The sequence below is a fragment of the Corynebacterium sp. HMSC064E07 genome, assembly GCF_001815745.1.
Lineage (GTDB): Bacteria > Actinomycetota > Actinomycetes > Mycobacteriales > Mycobacteriaceae > Corynebacterium > Corynebacterium jeikeium_D.
In genome coordinates this window covers 190,981-214,663 of the sequence record NZ_KV821817.1, presented here as the reverse complement: position 1 = coordinate 214,663, position 23,683 = coordinate 190,981, and the positions used below count along the sequence as shown (strand labels likewise).

The following is a 23,683-nucleotide window of genomic DNA, read 5'->3' as shown; positions in this document are numbered from 1 at the left end:
GAAAATCAGACACACTTTTTGTCACTTAACCCGCTATTGCTTAAGGCTTTTGTTTGCCCATAGCTCACAAGCGCACTAGCGCACGACAATACCGTCGGAGTCAGCGTAGAGCGTCTCGCCCGGAACGAAGTCGATGCCGCCGAAGGAGACAACGACGTCGCGCTCGCCCTCGCCGGTCTTGGTGGACTTGCGCGGGTTGCTGCCAAGCGCCTTGCAGCCGAAGTCCATCTCGCCAATCAGCTTGGAGTCACGGATCGCGCCGTTGACGACCACACCAGCCCAGCCATTGTCCTTGCCGAGCCCCGCAATAACGTCACCGACCAGCGCCGTGTGCACAGAAGCGTCACCGTCGATGACAAGCACGCCACCCTCCGACGGTTCGGAGAGGACCTTCTTCAGCAGCGCGTTGTCCTGGAAACACTTGACCGTGGAGATCTTGCCGCAGAACTCCACGCGACCGCCGAGGTTACGCATCTGGGTATCGCAGGAACGCACGTCCGGGCCGATCTCGTCAACCAGGTCAGCGGTGGGGATGAATTCGATTGCCATAGGGGATTCAAGTCCTTCCGAAAATTCTCGCATCAAGTGTTAAACCCATTGTTTCAAACTCAAGATGTGACTAAAGACATATGGTGCAAATTCGCTGGCGGCGATTGACACTCCGAAGGCCGGCCCAGATTGATTACTCTGGTGAGTCAGAACGCGCCGACAACCACACGCGCGCAGGAAGGGTAGAAGATGGCTGGGTTTAATTGGTTTTGGAAGGCTCTTAGCGGCAAGCAGGGGCGCAACCAAAAACGCAGCGTAGGGCTGGTGGCACGCGCCGCTGAGCTCGAGTCGCAGGTACAGGCGCTTTCCGACGTCGACCTCGCCGACTTCACCCGCCAACACGCCACCGACGCACCGGAGCTTTTAGCCGCGCTCCGCGAAGTCTCCCAGCGCACCCTGTCCATGCGTCCCTTCGATGTGCAGCTGCAAGGCGCACTGGCGCTCATGGAGGGAGACGTCGTCCAGATGGCCACTGGTGAGGGCAAGACCCTCTCCGGCGCCCTGGCTGCAGCAGGGTTCGCGCTGCGTGGCCACCGCGTGCATTCCGTGACCGTCAACGACTACCTCGCAGGCCGCGACGCGCAGTGGATGCAACCGCTGTTCGGGTTCCTAGGGCTCTCGGTGGCGGCTATTTCGCCGCAGGAGGGACCGGGGGAGCGTCGTAAAGCATATGCGGCAGACATCGTCTACGCCGCCGTCAACGAACTCGGCTTCGACGTTCTGCGCGACCGCTGCGCGCCGGCCATCGAAGACCGCGTGCAGTCGCCCGCTGATGTCGCGATCATCGACGAGGCCGACTCCGTGTTGGTGGATGAAGCGCTGGTCCCGCTTGTGCTTGCCGGCAGTGAGCCGGGCACCGCACCGACCGGTCAGATCACCGACGTGGTGCGCCGCCTGCAGCTCGGCGACGACTACACCGTCGACGAAGGTCGTCGCAACGTCTTCCTCACCGATACCGGCGCCGCACGCGTCGAACGGCTGCTTGGCATCGGCTCGCTGTACGACGCCGAACATGTCGGCACCACTCTGGTTCAGGTCAACGTTGCACTGCACGCCCACGAGTTGCTGCAGCGCGATGTCGACTACATCGTGCGCGATGGCAAGGTACAGCTCATCGACGCCTCGAAGGGACGCGTGGCGGAACTGCAGCGCTGGCCGGACGGTCTGCAAGCAGCGGTAGAGGCCAAGGAGGGGCTGCAGGTCTCGGAGGGCGGCCGCATCCTCGACTCCATGACCATCCAGCAGCTCGTCGGCCGCTACGACATCACCTGCGGCATGACCGGCACCGCCACCTCCGCGGGCGACCAGTTCCGCGAGTTCTACGGACTTCACGTCTCCGTCATCGAACCCAACGTCCCATGCATTCGTGACGACGAGCCCGACCGCATCTACGCCACCACCGACGACGCGTTCGCCGCGCTTGTCGACGAGGTCGTGGAACTCAACGGCACTGGTCGACCAATACTCGTAGGCACCCGTGACGTGGCGGAATCGGAACGCCTGGCCGATGCACTGGTTCTGCGTGGTATCGAATCCTCGGTGCTGAACGCGAAAAATGACGAGCTGGAGGCCCAGGTCATCGCCAATGCTGGCGATATTGGCCGCGTGACGGTGTCCACCCAGATGGCCGGACGAGGAACCGACATCCGCCTCGGTGGGGCAGATGAATCCAACCGAGATGCGGTGGTCGAACGCGGTGGACTATGCGTTATTGGCCTGGGCAAGCACCGCACTGACCGACTGGACAATCAGCTGCGTGGCCGCGCCGGGCGCCAAGGCGATCCGGGCTCGTCGGTGTTCTTTGTCTCCCTGGATGATCCGGTGATTTCCGAGGGCGCTGCTGGCGAGACGCTGAGCGTGCTGCCCGAGGATGATGGCCGTGTCCGGGATAAGAGGGCATACCAGTTCATCGACCGCGCACAGCGAGTGACAGAGGCGACCATGCTGTCGATTCATGCGACGACGTGGAAGTACAACAAGCTCATCGGTGACCAGCGCGAGATTCTGGATGAGCGCCGGGAGAAACTGCTGACTACTAATGCAGCCTGGGAAGAACTGTCCAAGTTGGCATCGGCGCGGGCCAAGGAAGTCGAATCCGTAGTCGGGCGCGATGTCGCCGAGGATGCTGCCCGGGAAATCATGCTGAGCCACCTGGATCGCGGATGGTCAGACCACCTGGCGGATCTGGATGACCTGCGGGAGTCGATTCACCTGCGCGCGCTGGCTAAGGAAAGCCCCATTGATGAGTTCCACCGCGCCGCCATCGGCGCCTTTAAGAGCCTGGTGAACAATGCCGTTACCGAGTCGGTGCAGACCTTCCAAGAGGTCGAAATCGACAGCGAAGGCGCACATCTAGAGGACACGGGTCTTGCTCGCCCGAGCTCGACGTGGACGTACATGGTCAACGACAACCCATTGAGCAATGGTGGCGGCTCGGTCGTCGGCTCAATTGCAGCGATGTTTAGGTAAGCCGTAACCACAGGTTTGGTAACAATTTGAAAATATTTCTCAGGTGACCGGCCTAGGTACACCCACAGAGAAAGCTCTCAGATGTCGGTATTTACGCATATCAATCATGTTGTACATACCCTGCTGGTGAGCTGCGTCACAACATGGTTGGGATTAGATAACAACACGAAAGCGGTTGGGGCGCTATTATCTAAAAAGTAACGAGTAAATCGCCCAAGGTTATCCCGGAGGGAAAGATATGACTAGCAATAGCGGCCAGCCAGAGGCATCGGTCGAGACCACCTCGGTCTTCCGTGCAGATTTGCTGAAGGAAATGGAGTCCGGCTCTAACACGGACTCCACGGTCTCCGGTGTTGAAGGACTTCCGGCGGGCTCGGCACTCTTGGTTGTCAAGCGGGGGCCAAACGCAGGTTCGCGTTTCCTGCTCGATCAGGCAGTCACCACCGCTGGTCGTCACCCGGACAGCGACATCTTCCTCGATGATGTGACTGTTTCCCGTCGTCACGCAGAGTTCCGCAAGAACGGTGACTCCTACGAGGTCGTCGACGTGGGATCGCTGAACGGTACCTACGTTAACCGCGAGCCGAAGAACTCCGCGTTTCTGGCTAATGGTGACGAGGTTCAGGTCGGTAAGTTCCGCCTCGTCTTCCTGATCGGTAACTAGTTCGACATCGGTTAATGTCGACGCCTGTCGGCATTAACCCCTTATTTTTGTAAAGGCTCGGAAAAGACCAGTGGCAGCAGTACGCAAATCAGCAGTTTCGCAGCCGACTTCGTCGGAAAGCACTGCGAAGCAAGCACGCTCGGTGGGCAAGAAGAAGACCATCGGTGCTGTGCTGAAGGAAGTCAAGGTTGAGTTCCCTGATGTAACGCTGTCCAAAATTCGTTTTCTCGAGTCGGAGGGGCTGCTGTGCCCGTCGCGTAGCTCCTCGGGTTATCGTCGCTACAGCCAGGCGGACATTGACCGCCTGCGCTACATTCTCACCGTTCAGCGCGATAACTACTTGCCGCTGAAGGTTATTAAAGAGCAGCTCGACGAAATTGATGCGGGCAACGCTGGCGGCGACGGGCTGGCATCGGTCACTCCACTGGTGACGGCGGATCAGTTCCGCGAAGCCGCAGTGGTCTCGCTGACGCAGGCGGAGCTGGCAGAGCGCACCGGCGCTAGCGAGAAGTTTATCACTGAACTGGTTCGAGTCGGCCTGATTACTCCGGACACGCTGAACATGTTCGATGGCGATGACCTGCTCATCACTGAGACGGCGGTCAAGCTGGCTGAGTTTGGTCTGGATGCCCGCCACCTCAAAACTGTGCGTACCGCTGCGGCCCGTGAGGCAGATTTGGTGTCGCTCGCTGCTAGTCCGCTGAGTAAGTCGCGTGCGGCTAGCGGCAAGCAGAAGGCTGTGGAGATGGGCCGTGAGATGACTGCGCTGATGGTCACGCTGCACGGCACTTTGGTCAAGCGCCAGGTCAACAAGGACCTGGGGAAGTAGTCGGTAGTCCCGCGTAAATAGCGGCTCGCTACAATTATCGCTGTTATGGACGAAAAACTCGTAGAAGTCAAGTTTCTAGACTGGATGGCGCATCCTCCTGAGGACGATCCAGTGCTGCTCCTGCATGCCGAAGAGACCAATCGGATTATCCCGATTTGGATTGATTTGGCGACGGCGACGGAGTACTCCGCCCGTGAGACCGGCGCTACGCAGCGTCGCCCGGGCATGCATGAGGTCTTCGTCGATACGCTGGACATGGTGGGGCAGAGCGCCCTGCGCGGCCAGATTACGGGCGTGCATGAGGGCGTTTTCATCGCCAGCCTGGTGCTCGAAGGTGGCGCAGAGATTGATTTGCGGCCCTCCGACCTCATCCTTATCGCTAGCGAGCTTGAGGTTCCGCTGTATGTCGCGCGTGATGTGCTCGACGCCACGTCGGTAGCGGCGCGTCTCGTCGCAACCAATGGCGGTTCGCTTGCCGACGAGTCGGAGACCGACTCCGTCGAGGCATCGGTGTCGGAGTTTGCGGAATTCCTCGACAGCATTGATGCTGACTACTTCGCCGAGCCGCATGGTGATGCGGAGGACAAGAAGTCTGATGGTGAAGCCGACGGTGGCGCCGATTCAGCTTCCGATGGCGACCGTTAAACGTGTGACTGGAGTGAACAACTGGCTACTTTTGGGGTAGTTGTGACGCTTATTTCCTCCGGCGTGTCGCTGAATGACCCCATAAAAGGGGTAACTTTTCGTAAGTTATGGTTTCATCCCGTCCTGCGGTTTTTCTCCCGGGTTGTGCTTGAGCTGGGGAAACTATGACTCCAAACTCTAAACCTTAACTTTAGGTTTAGAGATTCGGCGTGTCGTCCTGTGATGTATTGACAGCCGATTAACCTTGGCGAAAGATAAATAACGGCAGTGAAACTACCTCGGGAGAATTTATATGGTCGACGACAACAGCGGTTCGCTCTTTGGCGACAATGAGCTCCGTGCGTCGGACTCGCAAGAGCCGCGCGCGGTTCAGGAATCCCTGTTCGACATGGGACCGGACGAGCAGGTTGGCTACCGCGTTCCTATCGCATGTCAGGTAGCGGGCATTTCTTACCGCCAGCTGGACTACTGGGCACGCACCAAGCTGGTGGAGCCTTCTATCCGTACCGCTAAGGGCTCGGGTACCCAGCGTCTGTACTCCTTCCGCGACATCCTCGTTTTGAAGATTGTTCGCGGTCTGCTGGACACCGGTATTTCCCTGCAGAATATCCGTCTGGCTGTCGATCGCCTGCGCGACCTCGGCGTCGATGACCTGGCTACCATCACGCTGGTTTCCGACGGTCGCACCGTCTACCAGTGCCGCTCCAATGAAGAGGTCATCGACCTGCTCAACGGTGGCCAGGGAGTGTTCGGCATTGCTGTCCCGGGCATTATGAAGGAACTGACTGGCACCATCGCCTCCTTCCCGTCCGAGCGTATCGACGGTACTCAGGAGAACCCAGGTACTGGCATCGACGAGCTGGCTGAGCGTCGTCGCCGTCGCATCTCCTAACAGCCAACTGTATGGCTGAATAGCGGCGTCGCTGCTATGGACGCCGCTCAAATAGCCGAAACAAGCTAAACAAAAACCGCCTTCCACAACTGGTTCCGTTTTTCCTCTCCCGAGGTTGGACCAGATGGAGGCGGTTTTTTGCTACTTACTCCGTACCGATAGCCGCAGCCAACTGAGAGGCCAGGCCATCGCCGTAGTCGGCCGCAATGCGCAGAGAGCCAGTGGTCATATTTGCCACTTCCTGCAGCTCGGGGCTGGAGCTGTCGCCGTCGGGAAGCACGATGACCTCAATCGTTACCGGGCGGTCTGGGCTAATGAGTTCCTTGATCCTCTCGACAGACTCGGCGGCATCGGCGCCCGAGGCATCGCGACCAGAGGTGAGCACGACGAGACGGTTCGGCTTGTCAGGGGAGTAGGTGTCGCGGGCGGCCTGGTAGGCATCGATAAGCGCTGGCCAGAACTGTGCCTCACCACCAGCCGGAAGTTCGGCCAGCGACCCCTTTACGGCGTCCGCGCCGTTGTTGGCCTCGTCATCGGGCGCGGGAAGTTCCGCGAGACGGTTCACCTCAGGTGCGAATGTCCACAGGCCGTAGCGGCCACCAGGTGCCGCATCGATAGCGCCGGAAAGTGCCGCAGACAGCGCCCCAACATCGACGCCCTCGGAGGTGTCAGCGAGCAGGAGCGCCGAACCCACCGCAGTTGCGGGCTGTTGCGCGTCCGGCTGCTCCAGTGCTGGCGGCAGCGCAAAAGAATCCGTCTGAATCTGCGAGAGCACTCCAAAGTTCTCCGCTACTTCAGGGCTGAAAGTGCTCTCAGCAGCTTCGCCGTCGGCGTCGTGATCTGCTGCGAAGTTCCGGAAGTCCTCGGCCGCGCGAGCCGTGTTCTCGTCGATTTTGCCGCCGGAGCCAAAGGTGACAACTGGCGCGTGCAACTGGGGTGCGTCCGCAGGGGAGACCAGCTTCAGCCCCTCGCCGGCCATCTGCAGCATGGGCTGGGTTGCGGCCACGCCGTCGAAATCAGCGACGTTCTGGCTGAGCATGGTCAGCAGAGTATTGGAGGTGTAGACCTCACCCAAGCCCGCGCGTTCGCGAGCGACGTCCGGGCCACCGCCAAGTCGAGCACTAATCACGGCCGACAGTGCCGCATCGGAGCCACCTGGGGCGGCCACGCGCAATCCTGCAAGCTCTTCCCAGGTGGCGTTGTTCAGCTGGTCAGCACGATTGGTTGTGAAGGCCACGCCGCTGGCAATCGGCGGCAACCACGTCTTGGGGTTGTTGACCTTGACCTTGTCTGAGTTCTTCGCCTGGTCCACAAAAGAGATATCGGCGGGAATCCAGACTCCCGGAGTCATAATTCCAGTACCGGCTTCACCCGCAGCGGGGTCCTCCGGAGCTCCCTCACCAGCTTCAGCACCGCCAGCCTCAGACAGGGCGTTCACAACCTCCTGCGAGCCCGCCACCGTAATCTGTGGCCGCACACAGAAGTCCCTCACCACGGGATTCGACTCGCCATAGTCCTGCACAAGTTTCTGTGCCGAGCCCACCGCAGCAGGATCAGCGGTCACCACCAGCGTCAGGTCACCCTTCGTACACCGTGCACGGTCAGCATCAATCGACGAATCGTTGCTCTTGCGCAGATTAACCCAGGCAAAAACCGCAGCGACCAAAACAATTACGACCAAGACGGCAATAAAAGGCCCCTTAGCCACTCGATAGTTGTTCTCTCCCGAGGCGTGTCGTCCCATGTCGTTCTAGCCCTTTCTATGCTGAGTGTGCTCGGCACTGTCGACTCGCAGCAGACCTCGTCGTAAAGCACAAACGCGCACGTAACTCCTGCCAACTTTACTGCGTGGACAATGCGACATCTACCACTTCGAGAAGACGGCCGCGCAGAACATCGGCACGCGCACTGAGCTCACGCTGGCGGCGGACGTACTCGGCCTTGCCTTCGGGCGTTTCGATGCGAATGGGCGCAAAACCCCAATCCTGCAGATCGTAGGGAGCGGCGCGCATATCCAACTCACGGGCACTGCACGCGAGCTCGAAAGTATCCAGCCACAGGTCGCCGGGGACCGCCTCGCCGAGCTTGGTCGCCCATTTATACAAGTCCATGTTGGCGTGCAGACACCCCATCTGCTCACAGTGCGGCTGTGTCTCGCGCGTCGGGGCAAACTCGTTGAGCGGCACGGCGTCGGGCGTGAAGAAACGGAAGGCGTCGAAGTGCGTACATCGAACCGTGTGGGCCTCGACGACCTCGTCCGTGCCTGCCTGACCCAGCCGCAGTGGCTCCGGATGACGATGCTCCGGCTGGCGATACACCATCGCCCATTCATGCAGGCCAAAGCAGTCAAAGTGCGCCGGATTCGCGCGCGTCGAACGCAACAGATGGCCGATGTACGCCACCGTCTTACCTCGCTTATCGACGTACGCCGAAACATCCATACGCGCCGTCCCCGAGGCGGTATCGGTGGGCTCCTTGCAGGCAGGGCTATCGGTAGTGTCGTCCGTGTCGAGGGTAAAGAACTTCAGGTGACTGATGTCTTTGGCCGTCGCACCGGGAAGATCTACGCCGATGCCCGGTGACCAGCGGCGGAGTTGGCCGGGTTTAACGGGGTAGTACTCGAAGATGAAGTCCCAGACCGGGTGGCGCTGGCCGCGACTGCGACGGGACAGGTGGTCGCGGGTCAGGACATCGACGCGGGCGATATGCCTTGCTTTGGCTTCACGCCAATCGAAAGACGAATCGGGCGTAGGCGTCACTGCTGGCGTCCCTGCGTGCTGCCCGGTCGGGTCCGGGGCTGGTTCACGGTCGAGTGCTGCTTTGGCGCACCGCTGCGACGCGGGGAGACCTCGTGGGTCCAGTCGCGCACGACACCGACCTGCTCCTCGATGAGGTCCTCCAGAGCCACGATGCCGATCTGCTCCGCGCCGGAGAAAGCACCGGTCTTCGGAGCGATGCTTGCCGGGGCGTTTGCGCGCAGGTGCGGCTTTGGCATGCGAGCGCGTACAGCCACTGCCATGTGGGCGCTGTAGCGGCGCATGATGCGCAATCCCTCATCCAGCGTGGCATCGATCGGAATCTCGATCATCGGGCGAATCTCGTCATCGGGGATGGCTGTCTCTGGGCCGGAGGCAGGATCCATGACGCGGTCGAGGACATCTTTCACGTGAACATAGCCGCGGTACTCGTTGGGCTCATTGTTGGCCGCAGCGACGGGGAACCGGGAGAAACCAGTTTCGGTGACCGCCGTCTCTAGATCGCCCACAGTCGGTGCGGTGGGGAGGCGCCGAATCTGCTCGTGCGGAATCAGTACCTCCTCAATGGTGCGCGTGGCCGAAGCCAGTGTGCGACGAAGGCGGACGTGCTCCTCGCTGTCAAGGAGCCCCTCTTGACGAGACTCCGCAATCATCGATGCCAACTCAGTGGAATCGACAGTGGTGTCGAGCTCATCGCGCTGCTCAATGCCGAACAGCTTAAGCGTATGGCGAGCCATCCAGTTAAACAGCAGCAACAGCGGCTTGGTCAGACGGTAGAAGACCATATGAACCGGAATAAGCAGCATGGCCATCGTTTCCGGTCCTGCCAGCGCGATATTCTTCGGCACCATCTCACCGAGCATGATGTGCAGCACTGACACCAGCATCAATGCGATGGCAAAGCTCAGCGGGTGCAGCAGCGACTCCGGAATACCCATCGCCTGGAAGGGAGCTTCCAGCAGATGTGCCAGCGCCGGCTCAGAGACCTTACCCAGCAGTAGCGAGGCAATGGTGATGCCCAGCTGTGCGGCGGCGAGCATCATCGACAGGTGCTCAGAAGCATTGATAACTGTGCGTGCGCGCTTCTTTCCCTGAGCCAGCAGCGCTTCCAAACGGTCACGGCGCGCAGCAATAAGTGAGAACTCCGCGCCCACGAAAAACGCGTTGACCAACAACAAGAAGAAAGTCAGGAGGATTCCAAACCAGTCACTCATAGGTTGAACATCTCCTTAGCGCGTTCGTTGGTCACAGGAATCAAAATTGCACGGTCCACGCGGCGGTCATCCATCGCCAGAATGCGGGCGTACCAGCGTCCGGCGATACCCGATTCGAACTCGTCCATGAAATCGCGTTCGGTCTCTGGCAGCAGGACGACGTCACCGACCTCCGGGATGCGACCGAGCGCAAACATAATCAATCCACCGAGCGTTTCGAAGCTACCTTCTGGGGCGAAGTATCCGACCTTGGTCGGCAGCTCGTCGGTACGCACAAGGCCAGAGCAGTTCCAGCCTTCGATCGCGCGTTTGACTTCCTGCTCGGACTCCTTGTCGTCGTACTCATCCCAGACCTCGCCAAGAATTTCCTCGACGACATCCTCGATGGTGACAATGCCGGCGATGCCGCCGTACTCATCGGCGACCAGCGCAATCTGCGAGCCGGCCGAACGCACGGCCTCCAGTACGGCATCGCCGTCCAGCGACTGCGGCAGCGTCGGCACAGGCCGTGCAATCTCCCGCATGGTGGTGGTTGAGCGCTTCGCCGCAGGCACCGCAAATGCGTCCTTGACGTGGACAACACCGACAGTGGCATCGAGGTCCCCGTCAGTAATGGGGAAGCGGGAATGCCCCGATTCGATAGCGACAGCCAGCAGATCCAGCGCCGTGTCATCGACATCGAGGGAGGTAATCGTCGACCGCGGCGTCATTAGGTCCTCCGCCGTCGTTTCGCCAAAGCGTAACGACGACTCGAGTACAGCGGCCTTCGACTCATCCAATGCCCCCTGCTCCGCAGAATTACGTACCAGTGCTTCCAGCTCCTGCGGGGAACGCGCTGAAGCCAACTCATCCGCCGGTTCAATACCGAGCTTGCGCACCAGCCAGTTCGCCGTGGCATTCAGCGAATGGATGAAGTAGTGGAACACCCAGTTAAACGCCATCACCGGACGAGCCGTAACTCGCGCTACTGCCAACGGCTCTGTAATGGCGACATTCTTTGGCACCAACTCGCCATAGACCATCGACAACATCGTGGCCACAATGAGCGCAAGAATCAGTGCGGTCGGTCCCGCTGCAGACTCGCTGAGCCCCATCCAATGCAACATCGGCGTGAAGTACTGCGCCAGCACCGGTTCCGCGAGGAAACCAGTTGCCAGCGTGGTCAACGTAATGCCTAGCTGTGCACCGGAGAGGTGGAAGGACAGTCGATTATGCGCCTTGTGAACGGCCTCAGCAGGTGCATCCGCTGAACGGGCGCGGTCGGCGTCAATCGTAGATCGCTCCAGTCCCGTCAGCGCGAATTCAAACGCCACAAAGAGGCCGGTGCCAGCGGTTAGCGCGATAAAGCCGACAACCGCGACAATATTGAGAACAATATCCACTGATTATCTCTTCTTCTTTTTCCCTCGCTTGGGGCGGTGTACGCGACCGCCAGCACGATTCTTTCCGCTTGCCGACGGACCGCCGCGCCCGCGGTAACCGGCACCACTAACACTGCCTGCCGATTGGCTCTGATCTTGACGAGCCCGGCGCGGACGCCGTGCGCCCAGTTCCTTGACAAATCGCGGCAGCCCCGGAGCTGCACGCAGCTCTTCAGCTTTAACGCCGGCCCCTGCCAGCAGCTCACGGGCCTGATCAACCTGGCGGTCACGCACAATCATCGCTACCGTGCCGGAAGCACCTGCACGAGCCGTTCGACCCGAGCGGTGAATGTACGTCGCGGAATCCCTTGGCGGATCCGCGTGCACAACCAAGTCAAGAGCATCGATATCAATGCCACGAGCGGCCACATCCGTGGTGACGAGGACATTGATTTCACCCTCGGAAAAGGCCTTGAGGACCGCGCGACGAGTTGCCTGGCCACGATCGCCGTGGAGGAAACCTAACTTGATGTCATAGAACTGTAGAAACTTAGCCAGCTGCACGACACGCGCCTTAGAGTTGGCGAAGATGACGCACTGATCCTTGCGGGAGGCAATCCAGGCGACCACTTCGTCGGCTTCGTTGTTGTCCTCCACCCGAAGTAACAGATGCCGCATATTGCGCATGGTCAACCGGGAGGCAGTGACCTTGTGCTTCGCAACTTCAGTGCTACTTGCGCGACGATCGCGGATAAGCCCCGCGGCGTCGTCGTTAATCGTGGCGGAAAAGACCATGCGCTGTGCCGACTTCGGGCACGCACGGACCAGGCCCAGAACATCGGGCAGAAAGCCCATGTCAGCGAGCATGTCCGCTTCGTCTACAACAACGGCGAGAACCTGCTCAAGGCTGAGGAGGCTGCGGCGGCGCAAATCGTGTGCGCGACCCGGTGTGACCACAGCGATATCGACTGGTGCCGCGAGCAGAGTCTGCTGCTTGGCCACGGAGTCACCGCCGACCAAGCTCAAGACACGCAGACCTGCAGCGGCACCGATGTCAGCCAGGACATCAGCAATCTGATCTGCGAGTTCGCGCGTTGGCGAAATAATTAGCGCGCGCGGGTAACCGGGAAGCGCTGGAGAGGCGTTATTGAGTAACGCGACCAGCGGAATGCCGAATGCGAGCGTTTTGCCCGAGCCTGTAGGGGCCTGCGCAAGAACGTCCTTGCCAGCGAAAGCATCTGGCAAAGTCGCCACCTGCACGGCAGTAGGCGAAGTTATGTGCTGGGCACGCAGAATACTCACAATCGCTTCCGGCGTGCCCAACTGTCTGAAATCACTGGACTCAGCAGGAGGGGGCATGCTTGTTAGAATACCGCTATCCCCGGACTGCCATGCAATAGGCACGTCCGGTGAGCTTGAAAACTACCGTCCCATGAGATTTACCAACCGCGACCCGGTTGCGCATAGGCCTCGCGCTCAAGAATGGCGGCTCGACGGAAGATGTTGCGGATGGATTTGAGCTCCGCATCGCTGGCCGTGGACATATTCTTTTCAAGGACCTCGAGAGCCTGCTGAACACTGTCAACATACTCGGGGTCGGAATACACCTCCACCCAGTTCGCGATCGCGGAATCCTCATCAACCAGCGATTTTCCTTGCAGAGTCAGCTCGGTTGCAATCCACATTTCGGCGACGATACTGGTTACGGCGACCCGATATGGGTTGAAAGCGCTACAGGAAGAATGCACGTCCAGCAAAAGCTGCGTGATGGTTGTCGGCTCGATGTCCTCGAGCGCCGAAGAAGTCTCTTCCAGCGCGTTATTGCTCAATTCCAACGCACGCACCAGGGCTTCCTGTGCGAGTGACGACCACAGAACCTGTTCCTTAGCGCAGGGTGCTTTGGTTGCCAGATGCGACAGGACTGGGAAAACTTGGTGCAAGTACCAGGCCTCTTGCGCTACGAAGAAGTTGGTTTCGTCCGAGGAAAGGTCGCCGCGGAGCATCGTGGGGACGCTGAACATTCCGCCAATCTCGGCAACGATGTCTTCGATGTCCCGCCACAGCTGGGAAGTAAAGGGGCCCGCCGGCGCAATCTGGAGTGAGTGGCCGAAGAAAGATTCCAGCTCCTTCGGCGTCTGCTCAGTATCAGTGCCTTCGATGGCCGCCGGGTAAAAACTAGAGTTCAGATGCACTGGTTGCATTCGGCGAAGCGCGACCTTTTCCAGGCGACGAGCCCTGTGGCCGTGGTCAATGGGGCCGTGCCCCTGGCCGACGTTGAGGTTATCCGCGAAACGAATGGACTCGCTGAGCCAGCGCGTAGTCCAGCGCAGGGCATCATTAATCGCAGAGCCCCCACCAATCCGTGTGGCAAGAGCTGCGGACAGCGAACAACCCGTGCCATGGGTGTTCTCAGTGTGAATGCGGGGAGAAGAGCTGAAGAAAACCTGGCCATCGGGGAAGGCCACGGCATTGCCGGCTTCCTCATCACTTAAGTGACCAGTCTTTGCAATCACGATGACATCGTTCTTGCTCGCGAACTCCAGCGCCTGCTCAATCAGCTCAGTGAAGTCGCTGGCCTCCGGGGCGTCGGCAAGCAATGCCAGTTCGGGAACATTCGGCGTGATGACGGTGGCTTCCGCGACCAAGTCACGCATTGCGTCCATGGCATCTTCGTCAAGCAGACGGTCGCCAGAGGTGGCGACCATAACCGGATCGAGAACAACCACGGCTGGCTTGGTCTCCCGAACCCAGTTGGTGACGGCCTGCGTGAGTTCGCGTGAACCCAACATGCCAATCTTCACCGCGTCGATGGTGACATCCTCAGTTACAGCAGCCAGCTGCTCGACGAGGAAGTCAACAGGTGGGGTGTGGACGGCACGAACGCCCACGGTGTTCTGAGATACCAAAGCGGTGACCACGCCCATACCATAACCACCGGCGGCGGCGATTGATTTTAAATCGGCATGGAGCCCAGCGCCACCTGTTGGGTCTGTGCCGGCGATGGAAAGAACTCGTGGCACAAAATCAGGCTTTGCCTTCTTGGGAAATGGCATCTCAGACCCCTTTTAACTTCAAGAGCGTGAAGCGACAGACTTCAAGACTACGCTTCAACCTCGGAGCGGTCGCCAGACCAGAGGGTGTGGAAAGCACCCTCGCGGTCAACACGCTGGTAAGTGTGCGCACCGAAGTAGTCACGCTGCCCCTGAACCAGTGCTGCCGGCAGACGCTCCGCACGCAGGCCGTCGTAGTAAGCCAGCGAAGAGGAGAACACCGGAGCCGGGATACCCATCTGTGCTGCAGTGACGACAACGTCGCGCCACGCGTCGAGGCACTCGGTGACCTGGTCACGGAAGTACTCGTCGAGTACCAGCGCCGGCAGCTCCGGATTGCGGTCGTACGCTTCCTTGATGCGGTTCAGGAACTGTGCGCGGATGATGCAGCCACCACGCCAGATGGTCGCCAGCGCACCGCGGTCAATCTCCCAGCCGTACTCCTTGGCACCAGCGTTAATCTCATCGAAGCCCTGCGAGTAGGCAACGATCTTGGAAGCGTAGAGCGCCTTACGGACGCGCTCCACAAAAGCATCGCGATCTTCCGGTGCCTTAGCCAGGCTTCCCGACGGCAGGTTGCGGGCAGCCTCACGCTGAGCAAGGGAAGACGACAGGGCGCGAGCGAACACGGCCTCGCCAATACCAGTTACTGGAATGCCCAAGTCCAAAGCGGCCTTGACCGTCCAACGGCCGGTACCCTTCTGACCAGCAGCATCAACGATGACATCCACCAGCGGCTTGCCTGTCTTCTCATCGTCCTGAGAGAGAACCTCAGCGGTAATCTCGACCAGGTAGGAGTCCAGGTCGCCCTTATTCCACTCGCGGAAGATATCTGCAATCTCGGCAGGGGTGAGGCCAGCGGCCTCACGCAGCAGGTGGTAGGCCTCGCCAATGACCTGCATATCCGCGTACTCGATGCCGTTGTGGACCATCTTTACAAAGTGGCCAGCGCCATCGGAGGAAATGTGAGTACAGCACGGAACGCCATCAACGTGTGCGGAGATGGACTCCAGCAGCGGGCCGAGGGACTCGTAGGACTCCTTCGTTCCACCCGGCATAATGGATGGGCCAGTCAGAGCACCTTCTTCACCACCGGAAATACCAGTGCCAACGTAGTGCAGGCCACGGGCGCGAATAGCCTTCTCGCGACGGATGGTGTCCGTGTAAAGAGAGTTACCGCCATCAATGATGATGTCGCCGGGCTCCATCACGTCGGCAAGCTGATCGATGACCGCATCAGTAGCGGCACCTGCCTGAACCATGATCAGAGCGCGACGCGGGCGCTCCAGCGAAGCGACGAACTCTTCAATGGTCTCGGACGGGATGAATGAGCCTTCATCACCGTGTTCAGCGATGAGGGTGCGAGTTTTCTCCGGACTGCGGTTGTACACGGCAACGGTGTGTCCCTTGTGGGCGAAGTTGCGTGCGATATTCGAGCCCATGACGGCGAGCCCGACGACACCAATTTGTGCGAGTTCATTGTTATCGGTCATGCCCACCATCTTAAAGCCTGGCCGGGGTTCGTTGTATCTGGGACTCAGAAATTGTTACTGCTTTTAACGTTGAAACTGCCACGAGTGATGGCGTGCGCTGGCACAATGTTTGGCATGACTGACGAGACTATTGCGAATAATGGCAGTTCACAGGACTCTAACTCTGCAGCTTCCGTCGCCGAGCAGGCGAAGAGGAAGGCGCTGCGCGATTATATGACACTGGCGACGAAGGCTAGCCAGGAAGCGCTGAGCGATGAGGAGCTGGCTGTTTTTAACAGCACCTTGGGCGATAACGGAATCGGCGGTCTAGATACCTTGCTGGGCACGAAGTTTGTCCATGTCGGGCCGGAGCGAATTCAGATGGAGCTCGAGGTCGGGCCCGACCACCTGCAACCGTGGGGCCTAGCCAATGGCGGTGTTTATTGCTCGCTAGGTGAGACTGCTGGCTCTATTGCTGGTTTCGTTGCCTGCGGTGCGAAGAAGCCGGTCGTCGGTGTGAACAATAACACCGATTTTTACCGCTCCGCCCGAGCTGGCGAGGTAATCGTTACCACGGCGGAGCCAGAGTACCTGGGGCGCACCATGCAACTGTGGCGTATTGAGCACACCCGCAAGGCAGATGAAAAACTGCTGGCCCGCACCAACCTACGAATTGCGGTACTCGACAAGCCGCTGTAGCAAATCGTTATAGGTGGTAACGGGCCTGGTAGGAAGCTCGCAGGTGGCTTGTCGTGATTAGCTGTTTTCTAATCTGGCCACCTGCAAGTTAACTACTTGTTCCTTTTTGCGCGGTGCTCGCGGCGAGTGTCGCGAACCTCCAGCGGCAGATCCTGCTCAGCCTTGTCCTTGTTGAACTCGGCCAGGCGGTCGATGGCGTTGCGTGCGTACATCTGCTGGCGGGTGGAAACCATCTGCCAACGGTTGCGGTCCAGGACGTTCAGGCCCCAGCTGACGCAGGAGACGAGGCGGTTGCGGAAGCCCACCAGGAACATCAGGTGGACGGCCAGCCACAGAATCCAGCCGATGAAGCCGGTGACCTCAACCTTGCCCATCTTCACCACTGCGGAGAAGCGGGAGACGGTTGCCATGGAGCCCTTATCGAAGTACTCGAACGGCTGACGCTCAGCGACGTCGCGGCCGTCGGCCTCAGCTGCAATGTTGGCGGCGACGTACTCGCCACCCTGAATAGCAACCTGAGCAACACCCGGCAGGTTCTCGCGGTTGGACATGTCGCCCACGACGTAGACGTTCTTGTAGTCACCAGCTGTCATGTCCTCGTTGACAACGACACGGCCAGCGCGGTCGGTCTCGGCGCCAGTCTGCTCGGCAATCATCTTGCCCAGCGGGGAAGCGGACACGCCGGCGGACCAAATCTTGCAGAACGACGGGATGAACTCCTCGGTTCCATCCTTCATGTTCTTGTAGGTGACTCCCTCTTCATTGACGTCAGTCACCATCGCGCCCAGCTTGACGATGACGCCCATCTTCTCCAGGGACTTCTGAGCCTTGCGGCCCAGACGCTTGCCAAACGGCGGCAGAACCTGCGGTGCGCCGTCGAGCAGGACGACGCGTGCAGCGTGCGGGTTGTAGCTGCGGTAGGACGATGCGAGGGTGCGGTTAGCCAGCTCGGCCAGCTGGCCAGCAAGCTCAACACCAGTCGGACCAGCGCCGACAACAACGAAGGTCAGCAGGCGCTCGCGCTCAGCCGGATCGTTGGTCAGCTCGGCGCGCTCAAACGCGCCGATGATGCGGGCACGGATTTCGAGTGCGTCGTCGATGTTCTTCATGCCCGGAGCAAACTCGGCAAAGTGATCATTGCCGAAGTAGGACTGGCCAGCGCCAGCGGCAACCAGGAGGTGATCGTATTCCCACTTGGAAGTCTGGTGCCCCAGTTCCGAAGTCACAACCTGCTTTTCGACGTCGATGTCGGTGACATCGCCCTTGACAACACGAACGTTCTGAACACCGTCGAAGATCGTACGAGTGGACGGAGCGATTTCGCCCGAGGACAGGATGCCCGTTGCTACCTGGTAGAGCAGTGGCTGGAACAGGTGGTGGTTAGTGCGGTCGATGAGAGTGACGTCGACCTCGGCGCCCTGCAACTTCTTCGCCGCGAACAAGCCACCGAAACCCGAACCGATGACGACCACGTGCGGGCGTCCGGAGTGCGGGCGGTACGGAGTCTCGGTCATGTATTTTCTCCTCACAGACTTGAAAGTTCTCGAAGTTTTAGATTCGGCTTTTAGCCGGCAAGCCACAATAGTAATCCTCTCGGTGCGCCACCGCCTATTCTGGGTCCCTGCGCGGTAGGCTTCGAGAGCAAACTCAGTTCGTTATTCGTACCTTTATGCGGCGCGATTGTTAGGAGGTTCGGGCAGGGTGAATTCGGCAAGCCGGCAGGCAATTGACGCAGAGCGATGGCCTCGGGTTGCGCGTATTCCAGAGGGGCGTTTCCTAGCGAAACGTGCCGAAATGATGGAACGCTCTTTTGAGCGTCTCTGCCAGGACAACGGCATTGAACTGGTCGAATCCGGTGAGTTTGTCGGAGAGTCCTTCATTACTCGGTCGACGGGTGACGCCGATTTGGCTATCGACGGAGTCGGTGGTGCCAACTGTAGCGGCGGCAGTGAATCTCCCACTAGTTCTGAATCGTTTCGTCCAGTCATTTTCAGCGTCATTGATCCTGTTTTCTATTCTCGACTAGCTGATTCAGAATGGCTCGGATTGGGGGAGGCCTATCTCGCGGGCGAATGGTCCAGTGATGATTTGCCAGAGCTTCTCAGCCGACTGCTCAGCGCCGAGCTTGATATTGCTTCGTTGGGGCCGCTGGCACGTGGTCTGATGAAAGTCGCGCGTTCACGTCCGCGTCTCGATGGGCCAGATATGGCGGGAGAGTTGCCGACCTCATTGCTGGAGCTCTATTCCGGCGAATTGCTGATGGGCGGTTCCGGCCTGTTCGCCTCCGGAGTGCGTACCTCGTCGCGGGAACAGATTCAAAACTATGCCCGTGGTGCTGGCAAGGGTGGGGTTCCCTCGCACTGGTCAGTTGACGTGACTTATGTCGATGCCCCGAAATCCGTCGCGCGTGCCGATTTTCTGCATGCCCAGGTGCGCAATATTGAGCACATCCTCGATCTTGCTCGAGTCCGGGCCGGAGACCGTGTCGCCGAATGGCCGTCGGCAGGCGGAGAAATTGCCCTTCGGGCTGCAGAAAGGGGAGCGGGCGCGGAGGTTATTACCGTCTCTGATGACCACACCGAAACGGTGCTGGAACGGGTGGAAAAAGCCGGATTGCGCGGCGCGGTCGATGTGATCCAGATGGATCGCAACATTCCGTCGCCACGCGAATTCGAGTCCGACTTCGAGGCGGTTATCAACGTCGGGCGTCTGGAGACCTTCGGTCGTGCAGGTGCGCTGCGCTGGCTGAAGAGCGCCGAGCGTCTGCTTGTCGACCGCGGCACCATCGTCGTCCAAATGGTGGTAGCGACGGGCAAATTCGATGCGCTCGCCGAGCGCAGCTTGGACCTCGTACGCGCTTACGTGTGGCCGCAGCTGCAGCTTTTCACCATGGAAGAGCTGCGCAAGATGGTGGACCGGGAAACCGGCCTGCGCATCGCGGCGGAAGAGTACATTCCGGCGCACTTCGCGACGACCTTGCAGCTCCAGCGAGATTTCTTTGCGGCGCATGCGCGCGAAGCCGCTGGTATCGGCTACGACAGAGTGTTCCGGAGGATGTGGAATTACTATCTGTCGCTATTTGAAGCGCTCGTGCGCGCAGAGAAAGTCACGCTCGTGCAGGTCGAGCTCGTGCATGCGCCACGCAGGCCTCACTAGCAGTGGGCAGCTCCGGGCGCGTTGGAAATTCGCCAGATAAATAAAGCCTGTAAAAATAAATCACGTTTTTAGGCAAAATCACCTCAAAGGCGATGTTTAGGGTCTAAAAACGAAACTATGAACGCACAGAGCACCACACGTACTGCAGACATTGTTGTCGTCGGCGCCGGACTTGCCGGATTGGTCGCGACGTATGAGGCCACGCAGGCCGGCAAGAAGGTCATCCTTGTCGACCAGGAGAATGCCAACAACCTCGGCGGACAGGCTTTCTGGTCGCTGGGAGGAATCTTTCTCGTCGACTCGCCAGAGCAGCGCCGCCTGGGAGTCAAGGACAACCGCGAGCTCGCTGAAGCTGACTGGTTCAACTCCGCGCAGTTCGACCGCGAGGAAGACAACTGGGGACGCAAGTGGGCCAAGGCCTATCTGAACTTCGCGGCAGGGGAGAAGCGTGACTACCTCCGCAATCTCGGCGTGAAGTTCCTGCCTGTCGTCGGGTGGGCTGAGCGCGGTGAAGGGCGTGCCGACGGTCACGGTAACTCGGTACCCCGATTCCACCTCACCTGGGGCACAGGCCCCGAAATCGTCCGCGTATTCGCAGAGCCGGTCGCTGAAGCTGCGAAGAAGGGGCTGGTGGAATACTGCCATCGCCACCGCGTTGACGAGGTGATTGTCGAAGATGGCCGCGCCGTCGGCGTGCGTGGCAAGATTCTGGTTCCCTGTGAATCTTTAGAGCGAGGAGTGGCGTCGTCACGTGAGGAAACAGGGGAGGACTTTGAGATCCTCGGGTCGGCCGTGTGCATTGCGACGGGCGGTGTTGGCGGCAACCTGGAAGCCGTGCGTAAGTGCTGGCCGACCGAGCGCCTGGGCGAGATGCCGAAGGACATGGTCTGCGGTGTGCCAGAGCATGTTGACGGCCGTGGTATCGAGATTGCAGAGCAGGCCGGCGCAAACCTCGTCAACCGTGACCGCATGTGGCATTACACCGAGGGCATGAAGAACTGGAATCCCGTGTGGCCGAATCACGGTATCCGTATCATCCCGGGGCCGTCGGCCATGTGGTTTGACGCAGAAGGAAATCGCCTGCCTGCGCCATATATTCCGGGTGCAGATACTGTCGGCACGATGAAGCACATTCTGGCTACCGGACACTCTTACTCCTGGTTTGTGCTGAATAAGAACATCGTGGCCAAGGAGTTCATTTTCTCTGGCTCAGAACAGAATCCGGATCTGACCGACAAGGAGATCAAGAAGCTGATTGGCAAGGTGACCTCTGGTGTTGCCGCACCTATTCAGGCGTTTATGGATAACGGCGAAGACTGGGTGGTTGCCGACGATCTGCCAAAGCTGGTCGAGGGGATGAACGAGATTGTGGAGGCGAGCTCGGGCGGGGAGTCCGGAGCCGCAGCGCCGAAGATTGACCTGGAGAAGCTCGAGGAGCAGATTCGTCAGCGCGATATGCAGACCGGTAATCCCTTCTCCAAGGACTACCAGGTCAATTACGTCAACGTGGCCCGGAACTTCCTCGGGGACAAGATCATCCGCTCCGTGCCGCCATCACCGATTTTGGATCCGAAGAACGGCCCACTGATTGCTATTCGTCTGCGCATGCTGACCCGCAAGACGCTCGGTGGCATCGAGACCACCCTCGACGGCCAGTGCTTGCACCCGGACGGAACACCTTTTGAGGGGCTCTACGCTGCAGGCGAGGCCTCTGGCTTCGGTGGCGGTGGCGTTCACGGCAACAACGCGCTGGAAGGTACATTCCTGGGCGGCTGTATTTTCAGTGGCCGCCAGGCAGGCCGCGCGATGGCGGAAGTGGTTAAGTAGCTCCCGCATACCGCACGGCTCGGTGGAAGAATCCGCGGCTACTCCAGCCCGATGGAGAATGCACTTTCCAGGTCGTGCTGAGAGTAGGTGCGGAAAGCCAGCTGAGTCTGAGTGCGAATAACACCGTCGACCTTGCTGATGAGATTTGGAATGATTTCCGCCAAATCATCGTGATTAGTTGCGCGCACCACGACGACCAAGTCCCAGTCACCAGTAACGGAGTAGACCTCAGTCACGCCGTCGATCTCGACGATGGTCTCGGCGGCCTCCGGAATCTTGTCAGCTTCGACATCGATGGACACAATTGCGGTAATCAAACTCATGGCTGCCTTTCCTCGGAGTTTAAACGTGGGGCCCGCTGAATAGCGTGGCCCGGACCGCAAGGTACGCAAGATTGCTCAAGATACTGCGGCCCGGAATTTCATTTCTGTCACGATTCTACTGATTTCCAGGAAACAGCCTGGAGGATCCGGGCGAAAGGCGGTAAAAAGGGCGCTATGACACAAACCGCATTTCAGTCCAACCCAGTCCAGCTTTCCGGAGACCTGCCCCAGGTGGGCAACAAGGCTCCGGAGTTTACCCTCACCGGTGGTGACCTCGGGGAGGTCACCAATGAGACCTTCGCTGGTAAGAAGGTCGTCTACAACATCTTCCCGTCCGTAGATACTGGTGTTTGTGCAGCTTCGGTGCGTCACTTCAACGAGGACGCTGCTGGGCTGGACAACACCGTCGTAGTTAATGTTTCGCGTGACCTGCCGTTCGCTCTCGGCCGCTTCTGCGCTGCAGAAGGCCTGGACAACGTTGAGGTTGCCTCGGACTTCCGCCACGGCTTCGGCGAAGCCTTCGGTGTTGTCCAGCAGGATGGCCCGCTCGCTGGCCTGCTTGCTCGTGCCGTAGTCGTCACTGACGAAGAGGGCAAGGTCATTTACAACCAGCTGGTCGATGAGATCACCACGGAGCCGGACTACGACTCCGCACTGGCTGCACTGAAGTAATTAGCTAACAAGCTTTCAGCAGCAAGTAACCAGCTGGAATCGACGGGGCTCGTCGGCGCACTCGCTAGGCTGTTGCCTGGCGGACTTCGCCGACGAGCTCTTCTAGTACGTCCTCCAGTGCAACGATTCCGCTGACAGAGTTCTCCGAAGTACTGTTTTTCGCCGTCACCAAGGCGAAGTGAGCCTGCTCGCGCTGCATCAGCCGCATGACCGTCTGGAGCTTGGCATCCGGGCTGACGCTTGCGAAGGTGCGAATCAGATTCCGCGGGAAGGGCCGGTCGCGGTGACCGTCGTCAAGCGAGAGCAAATCCTTGACATGAAGGTAGCCGATGAAGCTGCTGTCGGCATCGGTGATGGGGAAGCGGGAAAAGCGCGTGCGTGCGCTGAGCTCTTCGATGTTGGCGACGGTGGCGTCGGAGCCAATGGTGACGAGGGTGTCGAGTTGCATAGTGACATCCGCGGCGGTGAGATGCTCGAAGCCGAGAGCTTTGTGGAGGAGCGCGAGCTCGTCATTGTCGAGAAGGCCCTGACGCCCGGACTCGGCGACGAAATCCTGCACCTGACTAGCGGTGAAGGAGGAATCGACCTCGTCCTTCGGAGTGGCGCGAAGAACCTTGCGAACCACGATGTTCGCGGTCGTATTCATCGCCCAGATAACCGGATTGAGCACCCGCACAATCACATACAGCGGAATAGCCACGAACTTCGCAGTCGGGCTGGGAGCCGCAATAGCGATGTTCTTCGGCACCATTTCGCCGACAACCATGTGTAAGAAAGTGACAATCAGCAGCGCCAACGCCAGCGCAACCACGTGGGCGGTGCCCGCGGGGAGTCCCAGCGCTGTCATGTAGGGCTCGAAGAAGTGCGCAATCGCAGGCTCGCCGACGGCACCGATGAGCAGGGAACAGGCGGTAATGCCCAGCTGTGTTGCCGCCAGGGAGACCGACACGTTTTCGATACCGCGCAGCGCGTACTTTGCGCTGGTAGAGCCGCTGACGGCATCCGGTTCAATTTGATCGCGGCGAGCCGAGACCATCGCAAATTCAGCGGCGACAAACCAGGCATTGAGGGCCAACAGCAAAATAAGAGTAAGTAGTGGCATGTT

Annotated in this window: 20 protein-coding genes; 9 read left to right on the top strand and 11 right to left on the bottom strand. The window is 59.5% G+C overall.

The genetic code is table 11. The features are described from left to right. Positions 1–75: 75 nt before the first annotated feature. The gene (rraA, locus tag HMPREF3053_RS07510; protein WP_083317232.1) at positions 76–549 is read right to left on the bottom strand and encodes a ribonuclease E activity regulator RraA; all 474 of its coding nucleotides are present in this window, start codon (positions 547–549) and stop codon (positions 76–78) included. Positions 550–738: 189 nt separating this feature from the next. Between rraA and secA2 the strand changes: the two genes are divergently transcribed. From secA2 to HMPREF3053_RS07485, 5 genes are all read left to right on the top strand, one after another. Then, positions 739–3,018 carry an accessory Sec system translocase SecA2 gene (gene secA2, locus HMPREF3053_RS07505; RefSeq protein WP_070767513.1) on the top strand — a complete coding sequence of 760 codons (2,280 nt, stop codon included), beginning with the start codon at positions 739–741 and terminating at the stop codon, positions 3,016–3,018. Between the two features lie 238 nt (positions 3,019–3,256). After that, positions 3,257–3,682: an oxoglutarate dehydrogenase inhibitor Odhl gene (odhI, locus tag HMPREF3053_RS07500; protein WP_070767512.1), complete on the top strand. Its 426-nt coding sequence runs from the start codon at positions 3,257–3,259 to the stop codon at positions 3,680–3,682. 70 nt (positions 3,683–3,752) lie between these two features. Continuing rightward, entirely contained in the window at positions 3,753–4,511 is a 759-nt protein-coding gene (locus HMPREF3053_RS07495) for a transcriptional regulator FtsR (protein ID WP_016422836.1), read from the top strand. A gap of 45 nt (positions 4,512–4,556) precedes the next feature. Next, a complete protein-coding gene (locus tag HMPREF3053_RS07490) occupies positions 4,557–5,156 on the top strand; it encodes a bifunctional nuclease family protein (RefSeq protein ID WP_070767511.1) in 600 nt (199 codons plus the stop codon). Between the two features lie 388 nt (positions 5,157–5,544). Further along, on the top strand, positions 5,545–6,048 hold the full coding sequence (locus tag HMPREF3053_RS07485) for a MerR family transcriptional regulator (protein ID WP_172620271.1): 504 nt from the start codon (positions 5,545–5,547) through the stop codon (positions 6,046–6,048). Between the two features lie 145 nt (positions 6,049–6,193). On the opposite strand, the gene HMPREF3053_RS07480 is transcribed toward HMPREF3053_RS07485, so the two are convergent. The 7 genes from HMPREF3053_RS07480 to gndA form a co-directional block, all read right to left on the bottom strand. Continuing rightward, on the bottom strand, positions 6,194–7,792 hold the full coding sequence (locus HMPREF3053_RS07480; RefSeq protein WP_070767510.1) for a vWA domain-containing protein: 1,599 nt from the start codon (positions 7,790–7,792) through the stop codon (positions 6,194–6,196). Positions 7,793–7,889: 97 nt separating this feature from the next. After that, a complete protein-coding gene (locus tag HMPREF3053_RS07475; RefSeq protein ID WP_070767509.1) occupies positions 7,890–8,807 on the bottom strand; it encodes a 3-methyladenine DNA glycosylase in 918 nt (305 codons plus the stop codon). Next, positions 8,804–10,018 carry a hemolysin family protein gene (locus HMPREF3053_RS07470; protein WP_049193547.1) on the bottom strand — a complete coding sequence of 405 codons (1,215 nt, stop codon included), beginning with the start codon at positions 10,016–10,018 and terminating at the stop codon, positions 8,804–8,806. Before HMPREF3053_RS07470 ends, HMPREF3053_RS07475 begins: the two co-directional genes overlap by 4 nt. Continuing rightward, positions 10,015–11,400, bottom strand: a complete 1,386-nt coding sequence (locus HMPREF3053_RS07465; RefSeq protein ID WP_016422831.1) for a hemolysin family protein — start codon at positions 11,398–11,400, stop codon at positions 10,015–10,017. The genes HMPREF3053_RS07470 and HMPREF3053_RS07465 overlap by 4 nt, the downstream gene beginning before the upstream one ends. Before the next feature lie 3 nt (positions 11,401–11,403). Continuing rightward, positions 11,404–12,738 (bottom strand): DEAD/DEAH box helicase, encoded by a 1,335-nt coding sequence (locus HMPREF3053_RS07460; protein ID WP_222865444.1) that lies wholly within the window; start codon positions 12,736–12,738, stop codon positions 11,404–11,406. An 80-nt stretch (positions 12,739–12,818) separates the two neighbouring features. Beyond that, positions 12,819–14,432 carry a bifunctional hydroxymethylpyrimidine kinase/phosphomethylpyrimidine kinase gene (locus tag HMPREF3053_RS07455; RefSeq protein WP_070767508.1) on the bottom strand — a complete coding sequence of 538 codons (1,614 nt, stop codon included), beginning with the start codon at positions 14,430–14,432 and terminating at the stop codon, positions 12,819–12,821. 47 nt (positions 14,433–14,479) lie between these two features. After that, positions 14,480–15,931, bottom strand: a complete 1,452-nt coding sequence (gndA, locus tag HMPREF3053_RS07450) for an NADP-dependent phosphogluconate dehydrogenase (RefSeq protein ID WP_070767507.1) — start codon at positions 15,929–15,931, stop codon at positions 14,480–14,482. A 105-nt stretch (positions 15,932–16,036) separates the two neighbouring features. Between gndA and HMPREF3053_RS07445 the strand changes: the two genes are divergently transcribed. Then, positions 16,037–16,600 (top strand): PaaI family thioesterase, encoded by a 564-nt coding sequence (locus tag HMPREF3053_RS07445; protein ID WP_224433479.1) that lies wholly within the window; start codon positions 16,037–16,039, stop codon positions 16,598–16,600. Between the two features lie 92 nt (positions 16,601–16,692). Here the strand turns inward: HMPREF3053_RS07445 and HMPREF3053_RS07440 are convergent, their stop codons facing one another. Beyond that, positions 16,693–18,114, bottom strand: coding sequence for an NAD(P)/FAD-dependent oxidoreductase (locus HMPREF3053_RS07440; RefSeq protein ID WP_016422826.1), 1,422 nt, complete (start codon positions 18,112–18,114; stop codon positions 16,693–16,695). 187 nt (positions 18,115–18,301) lie between these two features. Here HMPREF3053_RS07440 and HMPREF3053_RS07435 point away from each other — a divergent pair, with 187 nt between their 5' ends. Both HMPREF3053_RS07435 and HMPREF3053_RS07430 read left to right on the top strand, forming a co-directional pair. Next, positions 18,302–19,756 (top strand): class I SAM-dependent methyltransferase, encoded by a 1,455-nt coding sequence (locus HMPREF3053_RS07435; RefSeq protein ID WP_070767506.1) that lies wholly within the window; start codon positions 18,302–18,304, stop codon positions 19,754–19,756. A gap of 117 nt (positions 19,757–19,873) precedes the next feature. Continuing rightward, positions 19,874–21,583 (top strand): FAD-binding dehydrogenase, encoded by a 1,710-nt coding sequence (locus HMPREF3053_RS07430; RefSeq protein WP_049189919.1) that lies wholly within the window; start codon positions 19,874–19,876, stop codon positions 21,581–21,583. A gap of 38 nt (positions 21,584–21,621) precedes the next feature. Here the strand turns inward: HMPREF3053_RS07430 and HMPREF3053_RS07425 are convergent, their stop codons facing one another. Beyond that, entirely contained in the window at positions 21,622–21,906 is a 285-nt protein-coding gene (locus HMPREF3053_RS07425) for an Lrp/AsnC family transcriptional regulator (RefSeq protein ID WP_005511316.1), read from the bottom strand. 174 nt (positions 21,907–22,080) lie between these two features. Between HMPREF3053_RS07425 and tpx the strand changes: the two genes are divergently transcribed. After that, complete coding sequence (tpx, locus tag HMPREF3053_RS07420; RefSeq protein WP_016422822.1) at positions 22,081–22,578, top strand: thiol peroxidase; 498 nt, start codon at positions 22,081–22,083, stop codon at positions 22,576–22,578. A 64-nt stretch (positions 22,579–22,642) separates the two neighbouring features. Here tpx and HMPREF3053_RS07415 read toward each other — a convergent pair whose 3' ends face one another. Continuing rightward, positions 22,643–23,680 (bottom strand): hemolysin family protein, encoded by a 1,038-nt coding sequence (locus HMPREF3053_RS07415; RefSeq protein WP_070767505.1) that lies wholly within the window; start codon positions 23,678–23,680, stop codon positions 22,643–22,645. Positions 23,681–23,683 lie beyond the last annotated feature (3 nt).